General features: G+C 41.3%; 16 protein-coding genes. All 16 read left to right on the forward strand.

What is annotated here, in order from left to right; genetic code table 11:
• The first annotated feature begins 15 nt into the window (after positions 1-15).
• The 16 genes from RDN79_RS08505 (at position 16) to RDN79_RS08580 (ending at position 22,612) form a co-directional block, all read left to right on the forward strand.
• On the forward strand, positions 16-1,908 hold the full coding sequence (locus RDN79_RS08505; RefSeq protein ID WP_298548187.1) for a RagB/SusD family nutrient uptake outer membrane protein: 1,893 nt from the start codon (positions 16-18) through the stop codon (positions 1,906-1,908).
• A 105-nt stretch (positions 1,909-2,013) separates the two neighbouring features.
• Positions 2,014-3,147 (forward strand): metallophosphoesterase, encoded by a 1,134-nt coding sequence (locus tag RDN79_RS08510; protein ID WP_298548190.1) that lies wholly within the window; start codon positions 2,014-2,016, stop codon positions 3,145-3,147.
• Between the two features lie 89 nt (positions 3,148-3,236).
• Positions 3,237-4,259 (forward strand): MBL fold metallo-hydrolase, encoded by a 1,023-nt coding sequence (locus tag RDN79_RS08515; RefSeq protein WP_298548193.1) that lies wholly within the window; start codon positions 3,237-3,239, stop codon positions 4,257-4,259.
• Between the two features lie 346 nt (positions 4,260-4,605).
• Complete coding sequence (locus tag RDN79_RS08520; protein ID WP_298548195.1) at positions 4,606-4,749, forward strand: hypothetical protein; 144 nt, start codon at positions 4,606-4,608, stop codon at positions 4,747-4,749.
• Between the two features lie 268 nt (positions 4,750-5,017).
• A complete protein-coding gene (locus tag RDN79_RS08525; RefSeq protein ID WP_298548198.1) occupies positions 5,018-5,569 on the forward strand; it encodes an RNA polymerase sigma-70 factor in 552 nt (183 codons plus the stop codon).
• Positions 5,570-5,625: 56 nt separating this feature from the next.
• Positions 5,626-6,675 (forward strand): FecR family protein, encoded by a 1,050-nt coding sequence (locus RDN79_RS08530; RefSeq protein WP_298548200.1) that lies wholly within the window; start codon positions 5,626-5,628, stop codon positions 6,673-6,675.
• Positions 6,676-6,858: 183 nt separating this feature from the next.
• A complete protein-coding gene (locus tag RDN79_RS08535) occupies positions 6,859-10,110 on the forward strand; it encodes a TonB-dependent receptor (protein ID WP_298548203.1) in 3,252 nt (1,083 codons plus the stop codon).
• An 18-nt stretch (positions 10,111-10,128) separates the two neighbouring features.
• On the forward strand, positions 10,129-11,817 hold the full coding sequence (locus RDN79_RS08540) for a RagB/SusD family nutrient uptake outer membrane protein (protein ID WP_298548205.1): 1,689 nt from the start codon (positions 10,129-10,131) through the stop codon (positions 11,815-11,817).
• Between the two features lie 70 nt (positions 11,818-11,887).
• Complete coding sequence (locus tag RDN79_RS08545; protein ID WP_298548207.1) at positions 11,888-13,711, forward strand: FAD-dependent oxidoreductase; 1,824 nt, start codon at positions 11,888-11,890, stop codon at positions 13,709-13,711.
• Positions 13,712-13,914: 203 nt separating this feature from the next.
• Positions 13,915-14,727 (forward strand): alpha/beta hydrolase, encoded by an 813-nt coding sequence (locus RDN79_RS08550; protein ID WP_298548210.1) that lies wholly within the window; start codon positions 13,915-13,917, stop codon positions 14,725-14,727.
• A gap of 12 nt (positions 14,728-14,739) precedes the next feature.
• On the forward strand, positions 14,740-16,515 hold the full coding sequence (locus RDN79_RS08555; RefSeq protein WP_298548213.1) for a hypothetical protein: 1,776 nt from the start codon (positions 14,740-14,742) through the stop codon (positions 16,513-16,515).
• Positions 16,516-16,549: 34 nt separating this feature from the next.
• Positions 16,550-17,434: a hydroxypyruvate isomerase family protein gene (locus RDN79_RS08560; protein ID WP_298548215.1), complete on the forward strand. Its 885-nt coding sequence runs from the start codon at positions 16,550-16,552 to the stop codon at positions 17,432-17,434.
• A gap of 10 nt (positions 17,435-17,444) precedes the next feature.
• The gene (locus RDN79_RS08565) at positions 17,445-18,581 is read left to right on the forward strand and encodes a glycoside hydrolase family 43 protein (RefSeq protein WP_298548217.1); all 1,137 of its coding nucleotides are present in this window, start codon (positions 17,445-17,447) and stop codon (positions 18,579-18,581) included.
• Between the two features lie 56 nt (positions 18,582-18,637).
• Positions 18,638-19,537, forward strand: a complete 900-nt coding sequence (locus RDN79_RS08570; RefSeq protein WP_298548219.1) for a YitT family protein — start codon at positions 18,638-18,640, stop codon at positions 19,535-19,537.
• 595 nt (positions 19,538-20,132) lie between these two features.
• Positions 20,133-20,612, forward strand: coding sequence for an META domain-containing protein (locus tag RDN79_RS08575; protein ID WP_298548221.1), 480 nt, complete (start codon positions 20,133-20,135; stop codon positions 20,610-20,612).
• Positions 20,609-22,612 (forward strand): hypothetical protein, encoded by a 2,004-nt coding sequence (locus RDN79_RS08580; RefSeq protein ID WP_298548223.1) that lies wholly within the window; start codon positions 20,609-20,611, stop codon positions 22,610-22,612. Before RDN79_RS08575 ends, RDN79_RS08580 begins: the two co-directional genes overlap by 4 nt.
• Positions 22,613-22,641: the final 29 nt, after the last annotated feature.

Below are 22,641 nucleotides of genomic sequence, written 5' to 3' on the forward strand. Positions count from 1 at the left end.
TAATATATTGAGAATATGAAAAAATTATTTAGAAAAATAGCTATCATCGGAACTTTATCGGGTATGTTATTCGGTTTGGAAGGGTGTGCCGGCGATCTTCTTGATACATCTCCAAGTTATAGTTTCTCGAGTTCGAATGTATGGACCAGCCCTATCTTGGCCCGTGCGGCTGTGATGGGGGTTTATAATGAACTGTATGACAAATTCTCTAAAAATTACGATAGTCCTTCTATCGGTATTCCGTTTGATGCCTGGTCGTCCGTAATGGATATCGATATGAACTGGAAAAATAATTGTTTCGTGATTTCCGGTTCTTGTACGCCTTCGAATGGAAATGTCGGCAATCATTATAAATATTATTATACGATTGTGTATAGGGCTAATGATGTTATCAACAACATTGATAATGTCCCGGAAATGGATGACAGCGAGAAAGCGCGATTGAAAGCCGAATGTAAATTTCTGCGGGCTTGGGCATATTATCATTTGAATGTCTTGTGGAGAGGTGTTCCTATCTATACGGAAAATGTGGAGAGTTCGGAAGCAACCAAAGCACGTTCATCGGAAGCTGAGGTATGGGATCAGGTTCTTTCAGACCTTACGGATTGCATCGATGAACCTAATCTTCCTGGTAAATATGCTCAAGGTAATAGCAGTTATGGGCGTATCACTAAAGGTGCTGCTTATGCTTTCAGAGGTTACGCTTATCAGTTTATGGGAGATTATGCGAAGGCTCTTGCAGACTTTGAAGCGATAGAAGGGCTTGGATATGCACTTTACAGTCCGAGTAATGGCGTAAAAGGAAACAGAGATTTCTTTCAGCTCTTTAAACCGGCTAACGAGCAATGCGATGAGATGATTTTTTCAATACAATGTGTGGAAACAAGTGGTATGGGAAATCCGAGGGGTATCAATTATGGCAATCGTTGTACGGGCGGTTCTGCTTGGAACAATTATCTCCCGAATCCGGCTTTTGTGGAAATGTACGAGTGTGCGGACGGCTCCGAATTTGATTGGGAAAAATATTGCCCCGGATGGTATTCGATGACTCCCCAGGCAAGAGTCGCTTTCTTCCTGCGCGACGGACTTCAATCCGGTAAGGGAGTGTGGGGAACGACTGAAGCTACTTCTAATTATCAGGCTCTTTATAATAATATGGTTTCTTATGGTGCCGATATGAGCAAATATTTGGATCAAGGGAACGAGGCGAGAATACGCCAGGCATATGAAGATCGTGATCCGCGCCTGATGCAGTCGATTATAACTCCTTACTCGACTTACGACGGGAATCAGGCAGGTGTGGGAAATCATACTTGGACCCTTCGTTGGCCGTACATTCTGGATGCTGGAGAGCCTTATGACATCCGTACTGATACAAATTCTAAATTTTATTATCTTTGGAGGAAATATGTAACAGAGAATGATGAATGTACGACTCGTTGGGTCTATTCCGAAGATATTATACTCTGCCGTTATGCTGAAATTCTTCTTAGGCGGGCTGAATGCTTGAATGAGCTGGGCAGGACAAGCGAGGCTGTTGCTTTTGTAAATAGGGTAAGACAGCGTGTCGGGCATGTTCTTCTTAATGATCAGGCTTATCCTGCGACTATTGTGAGCGGGCAGGAGGATATGCGGCAACGCATTCGGAAAGAGTTTTATGTTGAACTTGGCGGTGAGGATTCTATGTTCTTTAACGAGCTTCGCTGGGGTACATGGTATGACAGGAAGTTTAAAGATCATTCTTCCGGACAGGTAGGAGAACTGAATACGAATGGTTTGATGCAGATTTGGGGTGAGACTACTTACAAGCATCTTAGCGTTGGTGAACAGATAAAGATTTGGCCGATCCCTGCAAAGGAAAGGGAGATGAACTCAAATCTTACGCAGAATCCGGGCTGGCAGGATTAGTCCGTAAAAAGTGAATAACGAAAATAAGGGGTATAAAATGAAAGGTTTTATACCTCTTATCTTAAATCAAGATTATATTTTTACATCATATAAAAGAACCATATCATGAAACGAAGAGCATTTCTAACAATCAGTGCAACATCGCTTGCAGGTTTGGCATTCGGAAACCGATTGTCTTTTTTATCTGAATCGAACCTGGAGAAAAAATATTCAATCGTATTGTTAGGCGATACACACTTTGATACGGAACCGGCCAGTGTGTATCATGCAGACTATAATGAACCGGTAGAATGGTTGAACCGGGTACAACGTGCTGAATTTGCCCGTAATGGGGAGATGTGGCGGGAGCGTTGCCCTTTGTTACTTAAACGGGCTGCCCAACTGATTGGCACTGACACCAAAATGGTATTTCAATTGGGCGACTTGATTCAAGGGGATTGCGGTAATCCGGAGGTCCACAAGAAAATGTTAGATGACGTGATGAACCGTTTCAAATCAGAACTTCATGGTTTGCCTTTTGTGACTGTGACGGGTAATCATGATATCCGCGGAACGAACGCAAAAGAGGCTTATCATGCCTATATGCCGGAACGGATGTCTGAGGAATTGGGAAAGTCCATTACGCATACGAACTTTTTTTTCACGATCGGCGATGATGCATATATTGTACTGGATTTCAATGATCCGGATGATACACTCATTGATCAGATGCTAAAAGAGTGTGAAGGAGCCCGACATACATTCGTATTGACCCACGGTCCGGTTCTGCCCTATGACGGAGGAAGTTGCCGATGGTTCTTCCACGGGGGAAAGTCGGCTGAAGAGACTGCTGCGCGTAGACATTTTCGTAAAGTATTTGCCCAGCGGAACGCCTTGTGTATCTGTGGACACATTCATACGACTGAATTGGCTGATTGGCATGGAGATGGTGGCCGCATTACACAAATGACGGTCAATAGCGTCTGGTCTAAACCGGAATTAGGAACCTATTCCTGTACGTCGGATCAGCCGCGGGATTACGGTAATATTCACGAAATGGCTAAATCCAAGAAAAAAGAGGATGGATCCAAATATGAGGATGACAGTGGGTTGTTGAATGAATATAAGCCAGGTTTGAAAACCTATATCCGTTCGACTTCGGCTGGCTCTTATAAAATGAATGTTTCTGACCGGCATGTGACTATCGATTTCTACGCTGGTAATTCACAGAAGATTAGTAAACATTTCGTGTTGAGGTGATAAACGCGTACTCATCCGGATACGGCTTTATTGAATGTGACGCGAAAGTGGGGTGAAATTTCACGAGCGAAAATTAAATAATTATTTAAATGAGAAAGAGTGTATTTTTATTGTCATTGTTTGTTTTGCCATTGTATATGTTGTTACAAGCGCAGGAAAAAACGACGCCTTTTTGGGGTAAGCAGGAAGTGTATCTGATGAATCAAACTGAAAAAACGTTTCATTTAGTAGATGCTCTCTTAAAAGAGAACCCTCCTTCCTCCGGTAATCCGGCATTGGCTCGTAAAGCAGCATTGCAATTATTGGACGGTATATTCCATGATACGCGTTTGGATGGTAGTGAAACGCTTTCGCGGTTTATGGAATCTCGTTTGAGCGGACTTTTGGAAGACATGCAGAAACCTTTGGAAGAGGGTATGAAAGTGTATAAACTCTATAATGACGGATTTATCGTAAAGACAAAAAGTGCCACTGTCGCTTTTGACTTGTACCGTGGGGGAGCGATGAAGGAATCTCCTTCTTTGATTTCGGATAAAACGATGCAGGCTATTGTTGCCCGGTGCGACATTATGTTCCTTTCTCATAATCATCCGGACCATATAGATCCGGTTGTCGTAAAGATGTTTACGGATATGGGAAAACAAGTGATTGCCCCGAACAATAGTTTGATAGGGAATGAATTGGTGACCCACATCCGTTCGGAGCAGATTATCGATAAGGAATTTAAAACAAAGGGGGGCAAGCTGGATGTAAAAATATTACCGGGGCATCAAAGTGAACTGATTAACAATATCCATGTAGTGACGACTCCTGAAGGCTTTACTTTCGCACAGACAGGTGACCAATATAATGAAGAGGACTTGACGTGGTTATTGGATGTGAAAACAAAAATTCCTGCATTGGATGTTTTGCTGATCAACTGTTGGGCGAACTGTTTGTCCGATACGATTGAAGGGTTCGATCCAAAACTCGTGATTACGGGGCATGAAAATGAATTAGGACATACGATTGATCATCGTGAGTCCTATTGGACTTCATTTATTAAATTGGAAGACGTTAAAAAACCCGGTTGCTTAATGACGTGGGGAGAGGTCTATTGGTATAAACGATAGCCCGATCTTCTATTAAATATCATCCGGATTTCTGAATACGCAGGAATCCGGATAAGGTGCAACTTGCTATATGACAAATTACAATAACCCCTTTTTGTCTCCTTTTTCTATTTTACTTGAAATTTCTGTTTGTTTTCATCTTACTTTTTGCTCTGATTCCGATACTCAGGGTTGACGGCAAAGGGTATGAAGTTGGCATATTGTCCGAATATAGACTCAGTATTGTTAGTCAAAACAGATAAAAAGTAACAATGTGATAAACCTCAACTCCCGGAGAATCGAATATTTGCGGGCAAGATCGAGGTATGGAGCATTTGTGGGAAAAGTTTTTTCCCTTCTTCTCGCTATGAGGTGCGCAGAAATTTACCGCGACGACCGTCTTTGTTGCCGTGAGCTGCCTGGTTCATGGGTAACGACGACCGTCTTCGTGGCGATGAAGTCCCTTGTTATGGCGATGACGACCGTCTTTGTGGTGATAAACGGCAAATAGAAAGGGAAAACCTCGTCTTGTCCAAGAAGAAGCGATATCTGAATTTATTCTATCCTTAAATTATCCTAATGTTAAATAAACCTTTAATGACAATAAGGGGGGAAGAAAAGATGTCAATTGGGAGAGATTTCTTTATTCAACATAAGGTAAACCTTCTTCTCTCAATCGTTAAAAAGCTTCCTCTAAATGAAAATATAATCTTTCCGTAAGTAAATTTTCCGGGTAAATCGTCTATACTTGTAGAAACGTTTCTTTGTTAGCATGTGTTATGGATAGACCGAAGGAGGATGATCGAGAGTTGATTCAGTTCAAGGAGTTATATAAATCAATTGCTCCAATGCTGATTTTCTACGCTGGAAAGTATGTAAATGCTGTTACTGCAGAAGATTTGGTGCAGGATGTGTTTCTTAAAGTCTGGCAAAAGAGGACTTTTTTGTTTTTGAAAGAAGGGATTAAAACTTATTTGTATCGCTCCGTCCAGCATGCCTGTCTGGATTACCTGAAGCATCAGGAGGTAAAAGGTGATTATATTGATGCCGTTACTACCAAATTAAAAATAGAAGAGATCTATTACAATGACGATCCGCAATCCCTGTTTGCGGAAGACGAACGTCTGGAACTTATCTATAAAGAGATGGATAAGTTGCCGGAGAAGTGTCGTGAAATCTTTACAATGTCCTATCTGGAAGAGCGAAAAACTTCGGAAATAGCTGTACTGCTCAATATTTCTACCCGTACGGTAGAGGCACAACTTTATAAGGCATTGAAGATTTTACGGGGTCTTTTGCTTAGCTGTTTGATTTTTCTTTCAAATTATTGAGAATTGCGTAAGTAGATCTGAAGAGATAATCGTGTATAATATAAACGAACATCGGAATGTCTGAAAAATATAACATAGAAGAATTAATAATCCGTTTCCTGCAACAGGATATAAATGAAGAAGAACTTCGTTACCTGGAGTCCTGGCTGGAAGAAGATGCGGAACATAAATCTTATTTCTTTGGGCTGAAGGGTATCTCGGATTCCAGTCGACGTTCTTTTTTCTCGAAGGAAGAGGTGAATGAGGCCAGTTGGCAAAAAATGCTTGCTCGCATAGATAAAAACCAAGAGAAAAATCCTTCTCTTGGTAAATCACGAACACGTGATTTATGGATTTCATATGTAAAATATGCAGCTATTATAATTTTTGCAATTGGCGCCGGTTGGGGAATTCATGAGTTCCAGGGAAAGATACAGCAGGCTGATTTAGCGGCAAAGGACGTAGTGTATAATGAAATACATGTTCAAAAGGGCGGACGCGCCAATACTGTGCTTCTCTCGGATGGAAGTAAGGTTATTTTGAATGCAGCTACCACATTTCGCTATCCTACCAGTTTTAATGGAAAGAACCGTCAGGTTTATTTGGATGGAGAAGCCTATTTTGAAGTATCCAAGAACTCGGAAAAACCCTTTGTCGTTAAATTGAAAAAGCAAGAAATAACAGTATTGGGGACAACTTTTAATATTCAAGCTTATGGTCATGAATCTTATAGCGAAGTGACACTTTTGACAGGCCGGATTTTGTTGGAAGCTTTCAACGAAAGAGGAGAATCTATGAGCCGTATGTATTTAAAACCTGACCAGAAAGCGTTGTCTGATAATTCGACGGGATCGGTCTCTTTGCAAGAAGTCAATGCATCGTTGTCAAATGCCTGGATTAACGGAGAATATAAGTTCAAAGATGAACCATTGGCTTCTATCGTAAAACGTTTGGAAAATTACTACAACGTAAAGATACATCTGGATGATAAACGTTTGGAGAAAATCAGATATACGGGTACATTCTCATTGGATCAGGATATTTTGGATGTGTTCCGGATTATTGATTATGAAAAACAGTTCACTTTCAAACGAGTGAAAAAGGATATATTCATAACAAGTAAATAATTTGTCAAATCATTAAATCTGATAGCCTATGTACAAAGTTTCAGTTGTTTAAAAAAAGAATCGGAAAATGGTTGCGACATTTCCCGATTCAAAAATCATTTTTAATTAGTTAACCGTTCTCTTTCGCTCTTGTCTGGAAAACGCTGCGAACGAGACAATTTAATAATAAAAACATCCAAATGTATGAAAAAAGAACGAGATGACAGTCGATTGCTGTCACTAAAAATTACACGTATTATGAAAATCACGGCAATATTTATTTTGGCGGGTATTATTCAGGTGTCTGCAGTAACGTACGCACAGGAGCGTCGTATTTCTGTTGCAGTGGAAAACGGGACGTTTTATGATGTTGTTTCACAAATAGAAAAGCAATCTGAATTTATGTTTTTCTATAAAAGCGAGGAAATTGATAATAATCAACGAATCAATTTGAAGGTTAAGGATAAGTTAGTTTCAGAGATACTTAGTGAAATTACAAAAAATAATAATCTGACTTACAAGATTACAGGTAAACACATTATTATAACGAAGGCTACAGCAAGTTCCCAGGCACCTCGCAAGATTACAGGAGTAATTACGGATGAAAACGGGGAACCGATTATCGGGGCAAATATTGTGGAAAAAGGAACCACTAATGGAACCATTACAGATATTGGCGGACGTTTCTCTTTGGATGTTGCGGATAAAGCTGTATTGGTTGTATCTTATATCGGCTATGATACACAAACCATTTCTGTAACTTCAAAAGACTCATACAATATCAAGCTGGCAGAGGATACAAAAGCATTGGAAGAAGTTGTCGTGATCGGCTACGGTTCTGCGCGTAAAAAGGATGTAACAGGAGCTTTAACTCGTGTAAATGTTACGGAAAAAGAGACTATTCCTAATGTTAACCCTGTACAGGCTTTGAGAGGAAGTGTAGCAGGTTTAAGAGTTATTGATACAGGTCTGGCTGGTGCTGATGGAAATATTCAGATTAGAGGTACTGCCTCTATTACAGCAAGTAACGAACCTTTGATTGTTTTAGATGGTGTTCCTTTCTCTGGAGGAAAACTTTCAGATATAAATACCAATGATATTGAATCTATGGATGTGTTGAAAGATGCAAGTTCTACAGCAATTTATGGTTCTCGGGGTGCGAATGGAGTTATTATGATTACGACTAAAAAAGGGACAACTTCCAAACCAAGATTAAATTATAATGGTTATGTTGGTTTTTCTGATTTTGCCCATATGCCTAAAATGATGGCGCCTGATCGTTATTTGCAATTGAGAAAAGATGCAGAGGCTTATATGGATCAACCTTGGCCATTCCCAACTCTTGAAGAAGAAAATATTAAAGCTGGACGTACAATCGATACGTGGGATGTTATTAAGCAGAGTGCTCCGATGACAGAACACGAACTTAGTGTTTCAGGTAAAGGAGAGCAAATGACTTATTATTTGTCCGGAGCTTATACAAATCAGAAGTCTGCTTTGGCTGGTGATAAATTTGAACGTTTGTCTGTCCGGGCGAATTTTGATATCGATATTACAAAATGGCTAAAGATTGGAACAAACTCAAGTTTTGCCATGAAGGACTATTCAGGAAATAAAGCAGACTGGGGTATTGCTGGTTGGCTGAGTCCTTTTTCTTCTTTACGGTATGACGATGGTAGTTTGCGTAAATTACCGTCAGGAGATGGTATGATTACTAATCCATTATGGAAAGTGGAAATGGAGGATAATAAAGAAGTTAGTTATAGTTTGACTAATAATAATTATATAACTGTTCAATTGCCTCTTAAAGGACTAAGTTATCAGATGAATATTGCTAATAATCTGCGTTTTAAAGAACTTGATAATTATGTTCCGTCATATGATCGTGACGGATTTTCGTGGCTTGGAAGTGGTAATAAAGAACATTCTTTTAGGCATGATTTGATTTTTGAAAATATATTAAAGTATAATAATACGTTTGCGGAAGCCCATAATGTGGATGTAACGCTTATGTATGGGTATGAACAAAGTAAATGGAGTTCATCTACTTTGGGGAGTAGTAATATTTTTAATGATGCACTTGGCTATAATAGTTTGGGGATTGGTGAAAACCAAACTGCAAAATCTGGAGCTGGCAAATCTGCAGCTGTATCCAGTATGGCTCGTATCGGTTATCGTTTTTCAGATAGATATATGATTAACTTAACTGTCCGTAATGATGGTTTTTCTGCTTTTGGTGCAGATAAAAAATACGGAACTTTTCCTTCTGTGGGATTAGGATGGGCTGTTTCACAGGAAAAGTTTATGAAAGATATTTCATGGATTAATTATCTGAAATTACGTTTATCATGGGGTAAGAATGGTAATCGCGGTATTGATAGCTATACATCTCTTAGTAATATGGATTTAACGCAGTTTGTATATGGTGACGGAGGAAGTTCTTCTATTGGTCTATATCCAACCTCGATGGCAAATCCGGATTTAGGGTGGGAAACGTCTTCATCATATAATCTGGGAGTTGATTTCAGTGTATTAAGTGGTCGAATCAGTGGTGCTTTAGATGTTTATACTACAAAGACTACGGATTTATTATTAAAGGTTCGTATCCCGAATATGTCTGGTTATGAGACTTTTCTTTCAAATATCGGAGAAACATCGAATAAGGGTATTGAAGTAACTATCAATACGGAAAACATTAAGACAAAGGACTTTTCATGGAATTCTACTCTGGTTTTCTCTTCTAATTTTAATAAAATACTTCATCTTACCGGTGAAGATTTGAATGGAGATGGAAAGGAAGATGATGACTTAGCTTCTAAATGGTTTATAGGTTATTCTTTGGGGTCTAATTATGATTATGTTTTTGATGGTATCTGGCAGGAAGGTGATGACTTTTCTATTGATAAATCGGCTAAACCTGGAGATATAAAGTTTAAAGATCTTAGTGGAAACGGTTCGATTGGTCCGGAAGATCGTATGGTATTGCACAATAATCGTCCCAAAGCGATGATTTCATTGAATAACAGTTTTAGGTATAAGGACTTTTCTTTATCATTTCTACTGGATGCTCGTTTGGGAGGATATGCTCCAAATACTTGGACAAACCCTGGAACGAATCAATATAACAGGACAAATCAGTTAGATTTACCATATTGGACTCCGGAAAATCCGAGAAATGATCGTCCGAGTGTTGGATATTCAAATCCAAGAAGCTATGGATTTTATGAAAAACTCAGTTATTTGAGATTTCAAGATATTTCATTGTCATATGACTTGCCAAAAAATCTTATCCAGAAGATATCATTAAGTAATCTGAAAGTCTATATCAGTGGAAAGAATATAGCAACTTGGACGGATTGGAATGGCTGGGACCCCGAACATGCGACTGGAGGGCGTAGCGCGAAGAATGGTCCTTTATTAAGATCGTGGATATTCGGAGTACAAATTAGTTTATAACATTAAATTTCAGGAAATATGAAAAATATAATAAATAAAGGTTCAATTTTTGCATTTATTTTGATACTTGTTTGCTCTGTTTCTTGTAACGATAGTTACCTCGAAGAAAAGCCTATGGATAAATTTAGTCCGGAAAATTTATTAACATCAAAGGCTGGTTTTGAAACAGTTATTGTTTCTCTTCATTCTTATGCAAGAGATGAGGCCAATCTGTCAACAAATGATGAACCGATGAATCAAGGTACGGATGTTGGTTATTCAGGTGTCCCGGATGGGCGGTTCTTCAATGATTACAGTATTATTTTGCCTGAGCATGCTGCCCCTAAAAATATGTGGGATTGGGCATATACTAAAATGCTCAAGAATGCAAATTTAATTATTTCCAGAGCTGATAATCCTAATGTTGCATGGACTGAAGAGGAAAAAAATGAAATTTTGGCGGAAGCTAAATTTTTTAGAGGGTATACATATAATGCATTGATAAACCTATTTGGAGGTGTACCTATTGTCGATAAAGAAGAGTCAAGTCCCCGTTTTGATTATAAACGAGCTTCCAGAAAAGAAGTTTTAGAATTTATTCAATCGGATTTGGAATTTGCTGCGACTTATTTACCGGTAGTATCTTCAGATGCAAGTAAGGATGGAAGAATTTTTAAGGCAGCTGCAAATCATTTATTATCAGAGGTTTATATTAGTTTGGGATTGGAGACTGGTGATCGGAATTTTTTTGATAAATCAATAAATGCCGCTTCTAAAGTAATCAATGGAGATTGTGGGAGATATGAACTTGTGTCAAAACGATTTGGTGATATGAGCCGCCCTGGTGATTATTATTCAGATTTGTTTTGGACTAACCAACAGAATAGAGCATCAGGTAATTTGGAAGGTATTTGGGTTATGCAATATGATTATTTGACACCTGGTGCGGGAGATAAAAAAAATATTGATCTTCGTTTATGGGGACCTAGTCTTGATTTTGTTACATTCCCTGATGGGAAAAAGATGTTGGTATGCGATTCATTAGGGCGTATGTCTGGCGGTATTGTGCGTCCAACGAATCATGCTAATTATGAGATTTGGTCTGATCCGAATGACATACGTCATTCCGTTCATAATTTTAAAAGTCGATTTTGGATGAATAATCCAGATTCAGAATACTTTGGAATGGAGGTTGTTTTGACGAAGAAAGAGGATGGAAAGATGTATATCACTCTACCTGATGGAAGTGTTACAAATTCAGTTGTAGATACAACGAGAAATTTTTATCCTTATTTTCGTAAAATAGAGGGACTTATGCCTTGGGGGAATATGGAAGGTCGAACCATGAATGATAGATATAAGATGCGCCTTTCCGAGACTTATTTACTTAGAGCGGAGGCTTATCTTCATAAGGGAGATAAAGTAAATGCCGCTGCTGATATTAATGTTGTTCGAAAGAGAGCGCAAGCCTTTCCGGTTGATCCTGCCGATGTAGACATTGATTATATTTTGGATGAACGAATGAGAGAGTTGATCATTGAAGAGCCGAGACGAAGGACATTGGTTAGACTTCATAAAATGTATGAAAGAACTATGAAGTATAATTATAGAGTGAAAAATAATATGCAGCCCTATCATGAATTATGGCCGATACCTCAAAAAGCAATTGATGCTAACACGGCTATAAAAATTGAGCAAAATCCCGGTTATCCCGGCGCAGCCGAGTAAATAACACAAATGAGGGAGCGGGAGTTTTTCTGCTTCCTCGTAGTTCGTAACACGATTAATAATAATAGGTATGCAAAAAATATTTCGAGTTGTTTATATAATGCTTATGTGCCAGGCTTTTATTTCTTTTTCGCTTCTTGCGCAGAAAAAGAACTTTGTACTGGTTGAAGCAGAGAGTTTTAATGAAAAAGGTGGATGGGTATTGGACCAACAGTTCATGGATCAGATGGGATCTCCTTTCCTGTTGGCTCACGGTATAGGAAAACCGGTACAAGATGCTTCAACGGAAGTAATGATTCCGAGGAAAGGAACTTGGCATGTATATGCCCGTACTTGGAATTGGTGCTCTCCCTGGAAGACGAAAGAGTCTCCAGGGAGGTTTAAAATTGCTGTAAACGGAGCGGTTCTTGATAATGAATTGGGAATGGGAACACAATGGGATTGGGAATATGCCGGAAGTATCGAGATAAAAGATAAGAGCAATATTGTTACATTAAAAGACTTGACCGGATTTGAGGGACGATGTGATGCGATCCTTTTTACAAAGAACAAAACTTCTATTATTCCTAACCGGAAAGAGGATTTGTCGGCGTTCAGAAAAGAACTGCTGAATATCTCAACTAAACCAGAAGATGGAGGACATTATGATCTCGTTGTAGTTGGAGCTGGTACAGCGGGGTTGAGTGCTGCTATCAAAGGAGCACGAGAAGGCTTGAAAGTAGCATTGATTAATAACCGTCCTGTTCCAGGAGGAAACAACAGTACCGAGATAAGGGTAGTTGCCAGTGGGGGGATGAATGTAAAACCGTATACTGCTTTAGGAAATGTAATCAGAGAAATACGGAATGTATATAGTAAGGAAGATCAGGTTATTGAAATGATACAAGCGGAGAAAATGCTGTCCTATTTCCCAAATATGCATGTGTTTGCAGCTTCCAAGGTAGGTAAGCAGATAAAGTCTGTGACTGCTAAACATATTGAGAATGGAAAAGAGGTAGAGTTCTTTTCCCCATTGTTTGTCGATTGCTCCGGTGATGGCAACTTAGGTTATCTGGCGGGTGCTGAATATCGTGTGGGGCGCGAGATGAGGCAGGAAACAAGGGAAACATTGGCTCCGGACAGGCCGGATAATATCGTGCTGGGTGCGACAATTTCATGGAAAAGCAAAGTGATGCCGGATGAAGTATCATTTCCAAGATGCGCGTGGGCAATACAGTTTAATGATGAATCTTGTGAAAAGGTTCTTTCCGGCAGTAACTGGTGGGAAAGCGGTTTCCGTTATGACCAGGTAAATGATGCAGAATATATCCGGGATTATCTGTTCCGTGCTATTTATGGAAACTGGGCTTTCCTGAAAAACGACAGTAAGTTTAAGAAAGAATATGCAAACCGGGAACTGGACATGATGACTTACATTGCCGGAAAGCGGGAATCACGTCGTCTGGTAGGAGATGTATTCTTTGTACAACAAGATATAGAGAAGGAGTATGTAAGGTATGATGACGCTGTTGTAATAGGAACCTATTCGATTGACCAACATTTCCCGACTCCTAAAAATACATTCTTTTTCCCGGGGGAGGAATTTATTTCAACAATGAAACATTATTTTAATGATTTGGGAACTCCCCGTCGTTATCTGCGTGACGATCAGGTCCCCCCTCCTTATCGTATTCCTTATCGCTGTCTATATTCGGTTAATGTAGACAATCTGTTTATGGCTGGAAGAAATATAAGCGTCTCGCATATAGCATTGTCTTCTACCCGTGTGCAGAATACGACCGGTATGATGGGGGAAGTCGTCGCAGTAGCAGCAACGCTTTGCAAAAAATATAGTTGTTTGCCACGTGAAGTATATACCAGGCATTTGAATGAATTGTTGGACTCATTGAAATAAAATTATCATGAATCCATACCTATTGGTCGTTTCTGGTTGGCAGGATGTGAATATCGGGGATATTGCTCATACGCCGGTTTGCTGCATATCCTGAATGGGAGATATTATTTCTTTTTGTCCCTCTTTATAGGTGGATTTGTTTTTTTTCGTTACATTAGCACCTGTTTTTAAGAACTCAGTTAATGATTAAGAATTAATACCTTATGAAACACATTCTTTTACTTCTCTTATCGCTCTTTGCGCCCGTGGTATGGGGGCAGCAGGTAGAACAGTTCAAGCTCTGGCCGGATAAGCCGGAAGCGGGCGAGGCGGAAATCTTCGTCTATCATCCGGCGAAGAGCGGGAAAGCGGCGCCGGCGGTGCTGATATGTCCGGGTGGCGGATATAGAGGGCTGGCGATGGACCATGAAGGGCATGATATGGCGAAATGGTACGCTTCGAACGGGTTTGTGGGAGTCGTTCTGAAATACAGGATGCCGAAAGGCGTGCATACGATTCCGCTGAGCGATGCGGAGAAAGCGATGTCCGTTATCCGGGGCAATGCCGCCAAATGGAACCTGGATGTGAATAAAGTCGGAGTGATCGGCTCGTCGGCAGGCGGACATCTGGCAGCCTCACTCAGTACGCTTGCGGCAGATGCCAACCGGCCGGACTTTGCGATCCTTTATTATCCGGTGATCAGCTTCGATAATATGACGACACATGGCGGTTCCAAGAAAAATCTTTTAGGAAAAGATATCGAGAATAAGGAGTTGATCGACCGCTATTCCTTGCAGAAACAGGTGGATGATAAGACACCGAAGACTTTGCTTTTGCTGAGCGATGACGATCAGTCTGTACCGCCGTTGAACTCCATCCTTTATTATACGGCGCTGAATGAACACCATATCCCGGCTTCCCTCTATATGTTCCCGAACGGAGGACACGGTTGGGGATTCCGGCATGATTTCACCTACTATCAGGAAGTGAAAGATCTGATACGGAAATGGCTTGCCTACATAAAAATAACCGATTAATCACCAGATATCATGAAACCGATTACACTATTACTGGCCGCAGGCTCCCTGCTGCTGAGCGCACAAGGACTTTCCGCACAGACGGACGGTTCCGGGAAAAAGGAATATTGGAATGCAAATACCCTCTTGATCCCTTATCGGCTGCCGCCTGCTCCCGCAGGGTACAAGCCTACCTATATAGACTTGGACGGTGACGGTGATCCGGATATCCTGCGTACGGTGACGGCCAACGGCATTCCGGTGCAATGGATCGATGATGACGACGATATGCAGTACGGCGACCTGGAAGGCGATACCGATAACGACTGCCTGATGATAGACCGTAATAAGGACGGTGTCTACGGCGGTTACGGCGACCTTATCATCGACTGGGTGGGCGAAGATGAAGACGGTAATCCGGCCATGCAGGTCGTAGTCGACAATATCCCCGAAGCAGACCGGATGAAGACCGGCAACGGACATTATATGTGGGTGGTGGATACGGACAAGGACGACGTGTTCAACTATATCGACTGGAACACGTTCACCCTCCGCTGCTGGATACATAACGGCCTGTCGGATTTCTACGAAGACTATAACGGGAAGAGCACTTTCATGAAGATACACAGCACGACCGAACGCGTGAACGATGTCCGTATGAACTGGGAAAACCCCTTCTTGTTCTATGATCCCGACAATGACGGGTTGACAGAGATGGCGATCCGATTCTGCGATTCTCCCAAGATCGTGAAAGAGAGCGGACAGGCCAATTCCGTTCTTTCCGGTAATATCGACTGGGTTTCCGTTTCGATGGATACGGATAACGACAATGCGCCGGGCAATGAGTTCGACTTCGATATGACCATCCATTTTACAGGCCCCGGCTTCAACTACGAAAACCAGAAACATATCAACAAGAACCTGCGCGGACTTCCCGAAGCCGATACGTTTTTCCTCGATGCCCGTTGGCGCAAGCTTCCGGAACTGTTATATCCGGATCATGATGCCGCCTGGGATCTGACATTCAAGGAAGGTAAATGGGATAAAGTCTGGTTTACCTACGACGAGGACGACGATTGCAACCGTTGGGAACGCGTGGAGTTGTATCAGCCGCGGGATCCGTTCAAGGTAGGAAAGAACCAAGGCGGAATAGACAATAACGGACAGGCCGATCCGGCGGGTGACCGGGGTGAATGGGATGAGGATAATTCCGGCCACGGGCAGTTGTATGTCAGCCCGATAGACGGCAAGATCCACCTGTACGGAGCCGAATGGGGTTGCTGGCGCATCGACCAGAATGCCCGTTACTATCAGGGAATGGGTGGAATCTATGACGGTTACGGTCCGAAACGCATCGAGACCGAGCCGACCGTGTTTCCGACTGTCAAATATACGGATACGGACAATAACGGCTTCTTCGACCTGATGGAGTTCGACTTGGATGGCGACAAGGTGTTCGAACAACGCCTTTCCATGAAAGAGTTGGGGCTGGACGACCGTTGCCAGGTGATCAATACCGCTTCCATGAAGTACGAAGATTTTGTCGATCTCGAATCGAAAGTCTCCGACGCCATGTGGAAGAATGCCGAGAAAGCGGTCGAAGTGGCAAAAGCCAAAGAACTGAATACCAAATGGTATGCTTTGATGTTGCAGCCTAAATCCACTCGCGAACGTTATCACTATGGCTTCTGGTTGCAGTTCTATCTGTACAATGACCTGAAAGATCTGGCCGGGCGGACAAACGACAAGGCGTTGGCAAGCGTAATTGACAAGGCTTATTTGCAAGGCAAATGGGAGCTGATTAAATAATTTATTAACTTAAGAACAAGAGAACAAGAATAGTATGAAAAACATTTCGAGAAGAACCGCCATTAAGACGGTGTTGGCAGGAAGCGCAGCGATGGCTGTGTCCGGTATGGAAGCAGCAGCTCCCGCAAAGAAGAAGAAAGTAGAGAAACCTGAACCGCTGAAAGGCAATATCCGCCATTCCGTGAGCAAATGGTGTTTCGGCAGTTATCCGTTGGATGAATTTTGTGAGATTTGTAAAAACATAGGAATCGAATCGATCGAACTGCTCGACCCGAAAGACTGGCCTGTCGTGCAGAAACATGGTTTGACCGTTGCGATGGCGCAGGGTGCGGGCTTAGGCATCGACCGGGGGTTCAACGATCCCAAGTTGCATGACGAGCTGGTAGCCAGTTATGAACAAGTCATTCCGATGGTGGCCGAGGCCGGGCTGACGAACCTGATCTGTTTCGCCGGACGCCGGAACGGTGTGACCGACTTGCAGGGGTGGGAGAACTGCGAGAAAGGGCTGAAGCGTCTGATGCCGATAGCCGAAAAATATAATGTCGTTCTCACAATGGAGCTTCTGAACAGCATCGGGCATAAGGATTACTTGTGCGACCATACCGTTTGGGGAGCGGAACTGTGCCGCCGTATCGGTTCGCCGAACTTCAAGTTGCTGTATGATATCTACCATATGCAGATCATGGAAGGAAACGTGATCGATCATATCCGGAAATATCACCAGTATTTCTCTCATATCCATACCGGAGGCGTTCCCGGCCGTGCGGAGATCGACGAAACGCAGGAGCTCTACTATCCGGCTATCATGAAAGCGATTGTGGAAACCGGCTATAAAGGTTTTGTCGGACAGGAATTTGTCCCGAAGCAGGAAGACAAGATCGCTTCGCTTGAGAAATGTATCCGTATCTGCGATGTATAAACAGCCAAGTATGAAACGAATTGCTATTTATCCTCTGCTGTTGCTCTTCGCTTTGTGCGGATGTAAAGGGAAAAATGAGGCTTCACAGGTCGGGAATGTTTTTAAACCCGGTGAAATCTGGCCGGACAAAAACGGCGTGCACATCAATGCTCATGGCGGCGGTATGTTGCAGCAGGGCGATACCTATTATTGGTTCGGCGAGCACAAGACGGAAGGTGAAGGGGGGAATGTAGCCCAGGTCGGCGTCCATTGCTATTCTTCCAAAGACTTATATAACTGGAAAGACGAAGGAATCGCCTTGTCTGTTTCGGACGACGAGTCGAGTCCGATCGTAAGAGGTTGCATTCTGGAACGGCCGAAGGTTATTTTCAATAAAAAGACGGGTAAGTATGTGATGTGGTTCCATCTCGAACCGAAAGGCGCCGGTTATACGGGGGCCAAAAGCGGTGTGGCTGTCAGCGAAAAGGTTACAGGACCGTACAAGCTGCTGTCTGCCGATCGTCCGAACGCCGGTTGCTGGCCGAAGAATGTGTTGGATATCCATAAAGGTCCGGTTCCCGAAGAATCGAAGAAAGGTTTCGGTGGCGGCGGCCTGCCTGCGCATCCCGACACGCTGAACCTGTTAGGTCGCGATTTCGAGAGCGGGCAGATGGCACGTGACATGAACCTGTTTGTCGACGACGATGGGAAGGCTTACCATATCTACGCTTCGGAGGATAACAGCACGTTGCATATTTCCGAGCTGACGGACGATTATACGGCTTGCTCCGGCAATTACGCCCGTTTCTTCGTCGGTCGTTTTATGGAAGCGCCTGCCATGTTCAAGAAAGACGGCAAGTATTACCTGATCATGTCCGGCTGCACCGGCTGGGCGCCGAATCCGGGCCGTTCCGCTGTCGCATCCTCTATCTGGGGGCCTTGGAAAGAGTTGGCGAACCCGTTTGTGGGAGCCGATTCGGAAACCTCTTTCCACTCGCAGAGCACTTATGTGCTGCCTGTTCCCGGCAAGCCCGGACAGTTCATCTACATGGGAGACCGCTGGACACCGAAAAATGCCATAGACGGCCGTTATATCTGGTTGCCTATCCGTTTCGAGGGAGAGCAGCCGGTTATCGAATGGAAAGACGAGTGGGGAATTGGCAATTGACAATGGATAATTGATAATTGTTTAGTACTTTTGCAGCCGCATAAAACAAACAAAGAATGAATTCAACATTGTCGATTAAGTCTAACCTTTTTAAGATTAGAGAATTAAAGGATTACTTGGGGATTGCCTTAGGTATGATTTTGTACGGTATAGGATGGACCGTTTTCCTGTTGCCGAACGATTTGCCTTCGGGGGCTGTTCCGGGTATCGCTTCTATTGTTTATTGGGGGACAGGCTTGCCTGTGCAGTACACTTACTTTGCCATTAACGGCCTCTTGTTGTTGCTTTCGTTGAAAGTCTTGGGTTGGAAGTTCAGTATGAAGACAGTGTATGCGGTTTTCGTCCTGACGTTTTTCCTATCCGTGATACAGCGGTTGACTGCCGGACTTCAACTGTTGCAGGACCAGCCTTTTATGGCTTGTATTTTGGGTGCTATTTTTTGTGGCGGCGGTATCGGTATCGCGTTTGCATCGAACGGCAGTACGGGCGGAACGGATATTATTGCGGCTATAGTCAACAAATACCGGGATGTCAGCCTGGGGCGTATGATTATGTTCTGTGATATGATCATCATCGCGTCCAGTTATTTTGTGTTGCACGATTTGGAGAAAGTCGTTTACGGGTATGTGACGTTGTTCGTTACCGGTTATATGATCGACCAGGTTGTCAACAGTTCCCGGCAGTCGGTGCAGTTCTTCATCATTTCCGGTAAATACGAAGAGATCGGCAGGGAGATTAATGCTTTGCACAGGGGCGTGACTGTAATCGACGGGACCGGACTTTATACGGGAAAGCAAGTGAAGATGATGTTTGTTTTGGCAAAAAAGAGCCAATCCAATACGATCTTCCAAATCATCAACGACATCGATCCGAGAGCTTTCGTTTCGCAGAGTGCCGTTATCGGTGTGTATGGTGAAGGATTCGACCATTTCAAAGTGAAGAAGAAAACTAATTGATTTTAACACGTATATCCGGTAAAGGGTTGCTTAATAGCTTAACCAGGTCTACAAATATAAAGCATATTTTAAGAAGTTGTTGATTTTTCAATCATTTTCAATATTCAGTATAAAAAAACGAATTATGGAATGATGATTTATAGGTTTGGAATCCGCTCCTACTTATTGGTTTCCTAAAATCCCCATTGATCATTTATATGTTACAATTTGCCAGGACGTTTCTCTTCGCTGCCTCCGCCTTTACCTGTGTCCATGTCTGTATATCCGTTGTATTTTAGGTTTGTATACTTGTGTCTGATTAATTTTATCGATTTTGATATTATATTTTGTTATATCGTGATAATTAATTACTTTTGAAAAGTGTTGGCCTTGGAGCTAAACCGAAGTTCGAGATCTTTTAACTATGTATTTGCCCCGTTCCTAACGAATACAAATGAGAGTGTATGTATTTGTACTTGATGCCTTGCTTTTATGCAGGATATGGATTTAAATTTTGTAATCCGACATGTAAAACAGCAATAAATGAAAGGAGTTGATCTATTGTTGCCTTTTGACTTTTCTATTTGATTTATTAACTTGTAATTATAATAAAACGATGGCAAATATAAGTTTGAAATTACTGATAAAAATATCTCTGTTATTTTGTTTGGCTCTCTGTATCGCTTGTGACAGCGATTCGGAAACTCCTCCTCAAAAGGAGATTCCGATTGAAACAGAACTGCAATGGCAATTGAGTGCAATCATTGAAAATGGAGAAAAACTGGCAACTCCCGGGAATTACATGTCCGCATATTTGATTTTTGAAGATAATAAAAAATTTGAAGGCCGTGTCGGTGCAAATCAAATAAAGGGTACATTCAAGATAAATCCTTCAACTGGTAAAATCTCTATGGAATACTCCATGACTCAGGTAGCAAGTTTGGAACCTAATGTTATGGAATTCGAGGAGATGTATATGAAGCTGTTCCATAAAATTACATCCTATATATATACAGATTTGGACAATGACTTGAAATTGTATTATGGGGATAATAGCTATTTACAATATCAATCAAAAAAAGTTGAAATAAAATGAAAGTATTAAAATATATTATTATATTAATCATTTGTCTGAGTTTCATATCCGTAAATGCGCAACTTAGCACAAATGAGCTACCTTATTCATTTAGGAGTGAAAACCAGTATCTTCTACAACAAAGGAATATTGTTACTATAGAATCGTATGAAGTATTACTCCCAAAAACAGAATTAGAACTAAGTATAGAAGATTCTATTGATAATAAAAATGGCTTAGCACCACGTTTTGCCTATCCAATACCTGTTAATAGGGATATGAATAATTCCGGTAACTGGAGAATATTGGAAAATGGTGACAAGTTGTGGCAAATGGAAATATATTCTCCAGGAGCACTATCCATTCATTTGTTGTATGATAAATTTTGGATTCCCGAAGGGGCAAGCCTATTTTTGTATAGCAAAGATAGAAAGCAATACATGGGTGCTTTTACTTCCATAAACAACAAAGGGGATTCTATTAATGTCAGAGGATTTATAACTGATTTAATAAATAGTGATCGGATTATTTTAGAATATTACCAGCCAGCAGAAGTAGTAGAATCTGCAATAATTTCAATTGAAGCAGTTTTACATGGTTACAAAAATGTAACACTAAACACTCCACAAAATGCAGGTTTTGGCCAATCCGGAAACTGTGAAGTTAATATTAATTGTTCAGAAGGTGCAAATTGGCAAACGGAAAAAAGAGCTGTTACTATGATTTTGGCAGATGGTCGTTCGGGATGTTCTGGTGCGTTAATAAATACTATGGCACGTGACGGTCGTCCATTATTATTGACTGCAAATCATTGTTTAACAATCGACAGAAGAACAGGTGATGGCTATTATAAAGTGTATGATGCTGTTTCTTCTCCTAACTTAGATCAGTATATTTTTTATTGGAACTATGAAAGTTCCTCATGTAGCGGTGGTAATGAACCTGTGAAAAGGTCAACAGTTGGAGCAACTGTTCTGGCTAATAACTCGAATACAGACTTTGCGTTGTTATTATTAGCGGAAGACCCAAAGTTATTATCTGGGTATGATACCTATTATTTAGGTTGGGATAGGACTTCTAATCCAGGAAGTGGAGGTGTATGCATACATCATCCAATGTTTGATATAAAAAAAATATCAACGCATAATATGATTCCTGAATCTTATAATAGTTCTTTTTGGGGTGTTTATTGGCAGCAAACATCCAATGGTTACGGTGTTACAGAATTCGGTTCTTCAGGTTCTCCGCTTTTAACATCAAATGGACATAGAATCATTGGACAGTTATTTGGAATGCCATATTATGCAGATTGTAATTCACCTGATAATGTATATTCTGAATATGGAAAATTCCATGTTTCATGGGATAACGGCAACATTGCTGAACGTCGTCTTAAAGATTGGCTTGATCCCGAAAATACGGGGGTAATGAACATTGAAGGATTGTCTGCAAGTGCTAACAGTTTTAATGTTAACGGAACAATATATCAATCAAATTGTCAGCAAGTTGGATATTCTGGAATAAAGTTTTACAGTTGGGGTGGTGCGTATAAGGTATGTCGGAATCAAGAAGTACTTATACGGTTTAAATCAAATAAGACTAATTTAAGTTGCACTGTATGGTCGGGGCAAGGTCCATGTATCATGAGGACACTTTCGGATGGAAGTTATGAAGTGACTTGCACGCCGGAAAGTGAAATATTCGAACTTTGTTTTACAAGTGGTTCTATAAATGAATATATTTCACTTGAATCGAACAGTAATTCTTATACAATGACGTATGATAACGCTTCCGGACTGATCCTGATAGAATTAAAAGAGGATGTTATAAACACAAGGATGAAAAACTTGTATAATATTTTCATTTACGATCAAATGGGAGCAATAAAGAAAAAAGTCAAGATGGATAGTAATATGATTTCCATTAGTACTTTAAACTTAACCAATGGTATATATTTCATTCATATAATGGATAATACTGGACAAAAAATCGGCTCGAAAAAAATTTCTGTAAGTCGTTAGTTACATATAGATAAGAAAACAATCATACT

Source organism: uncultured Parabacteroides sp., assembly GCF_902493135.1.
Classification (GTDB): Bacteria; Bacteroidota; Bacteroidia; order Bacteroidales; family Tannerellaceae; genus Parabacteroides.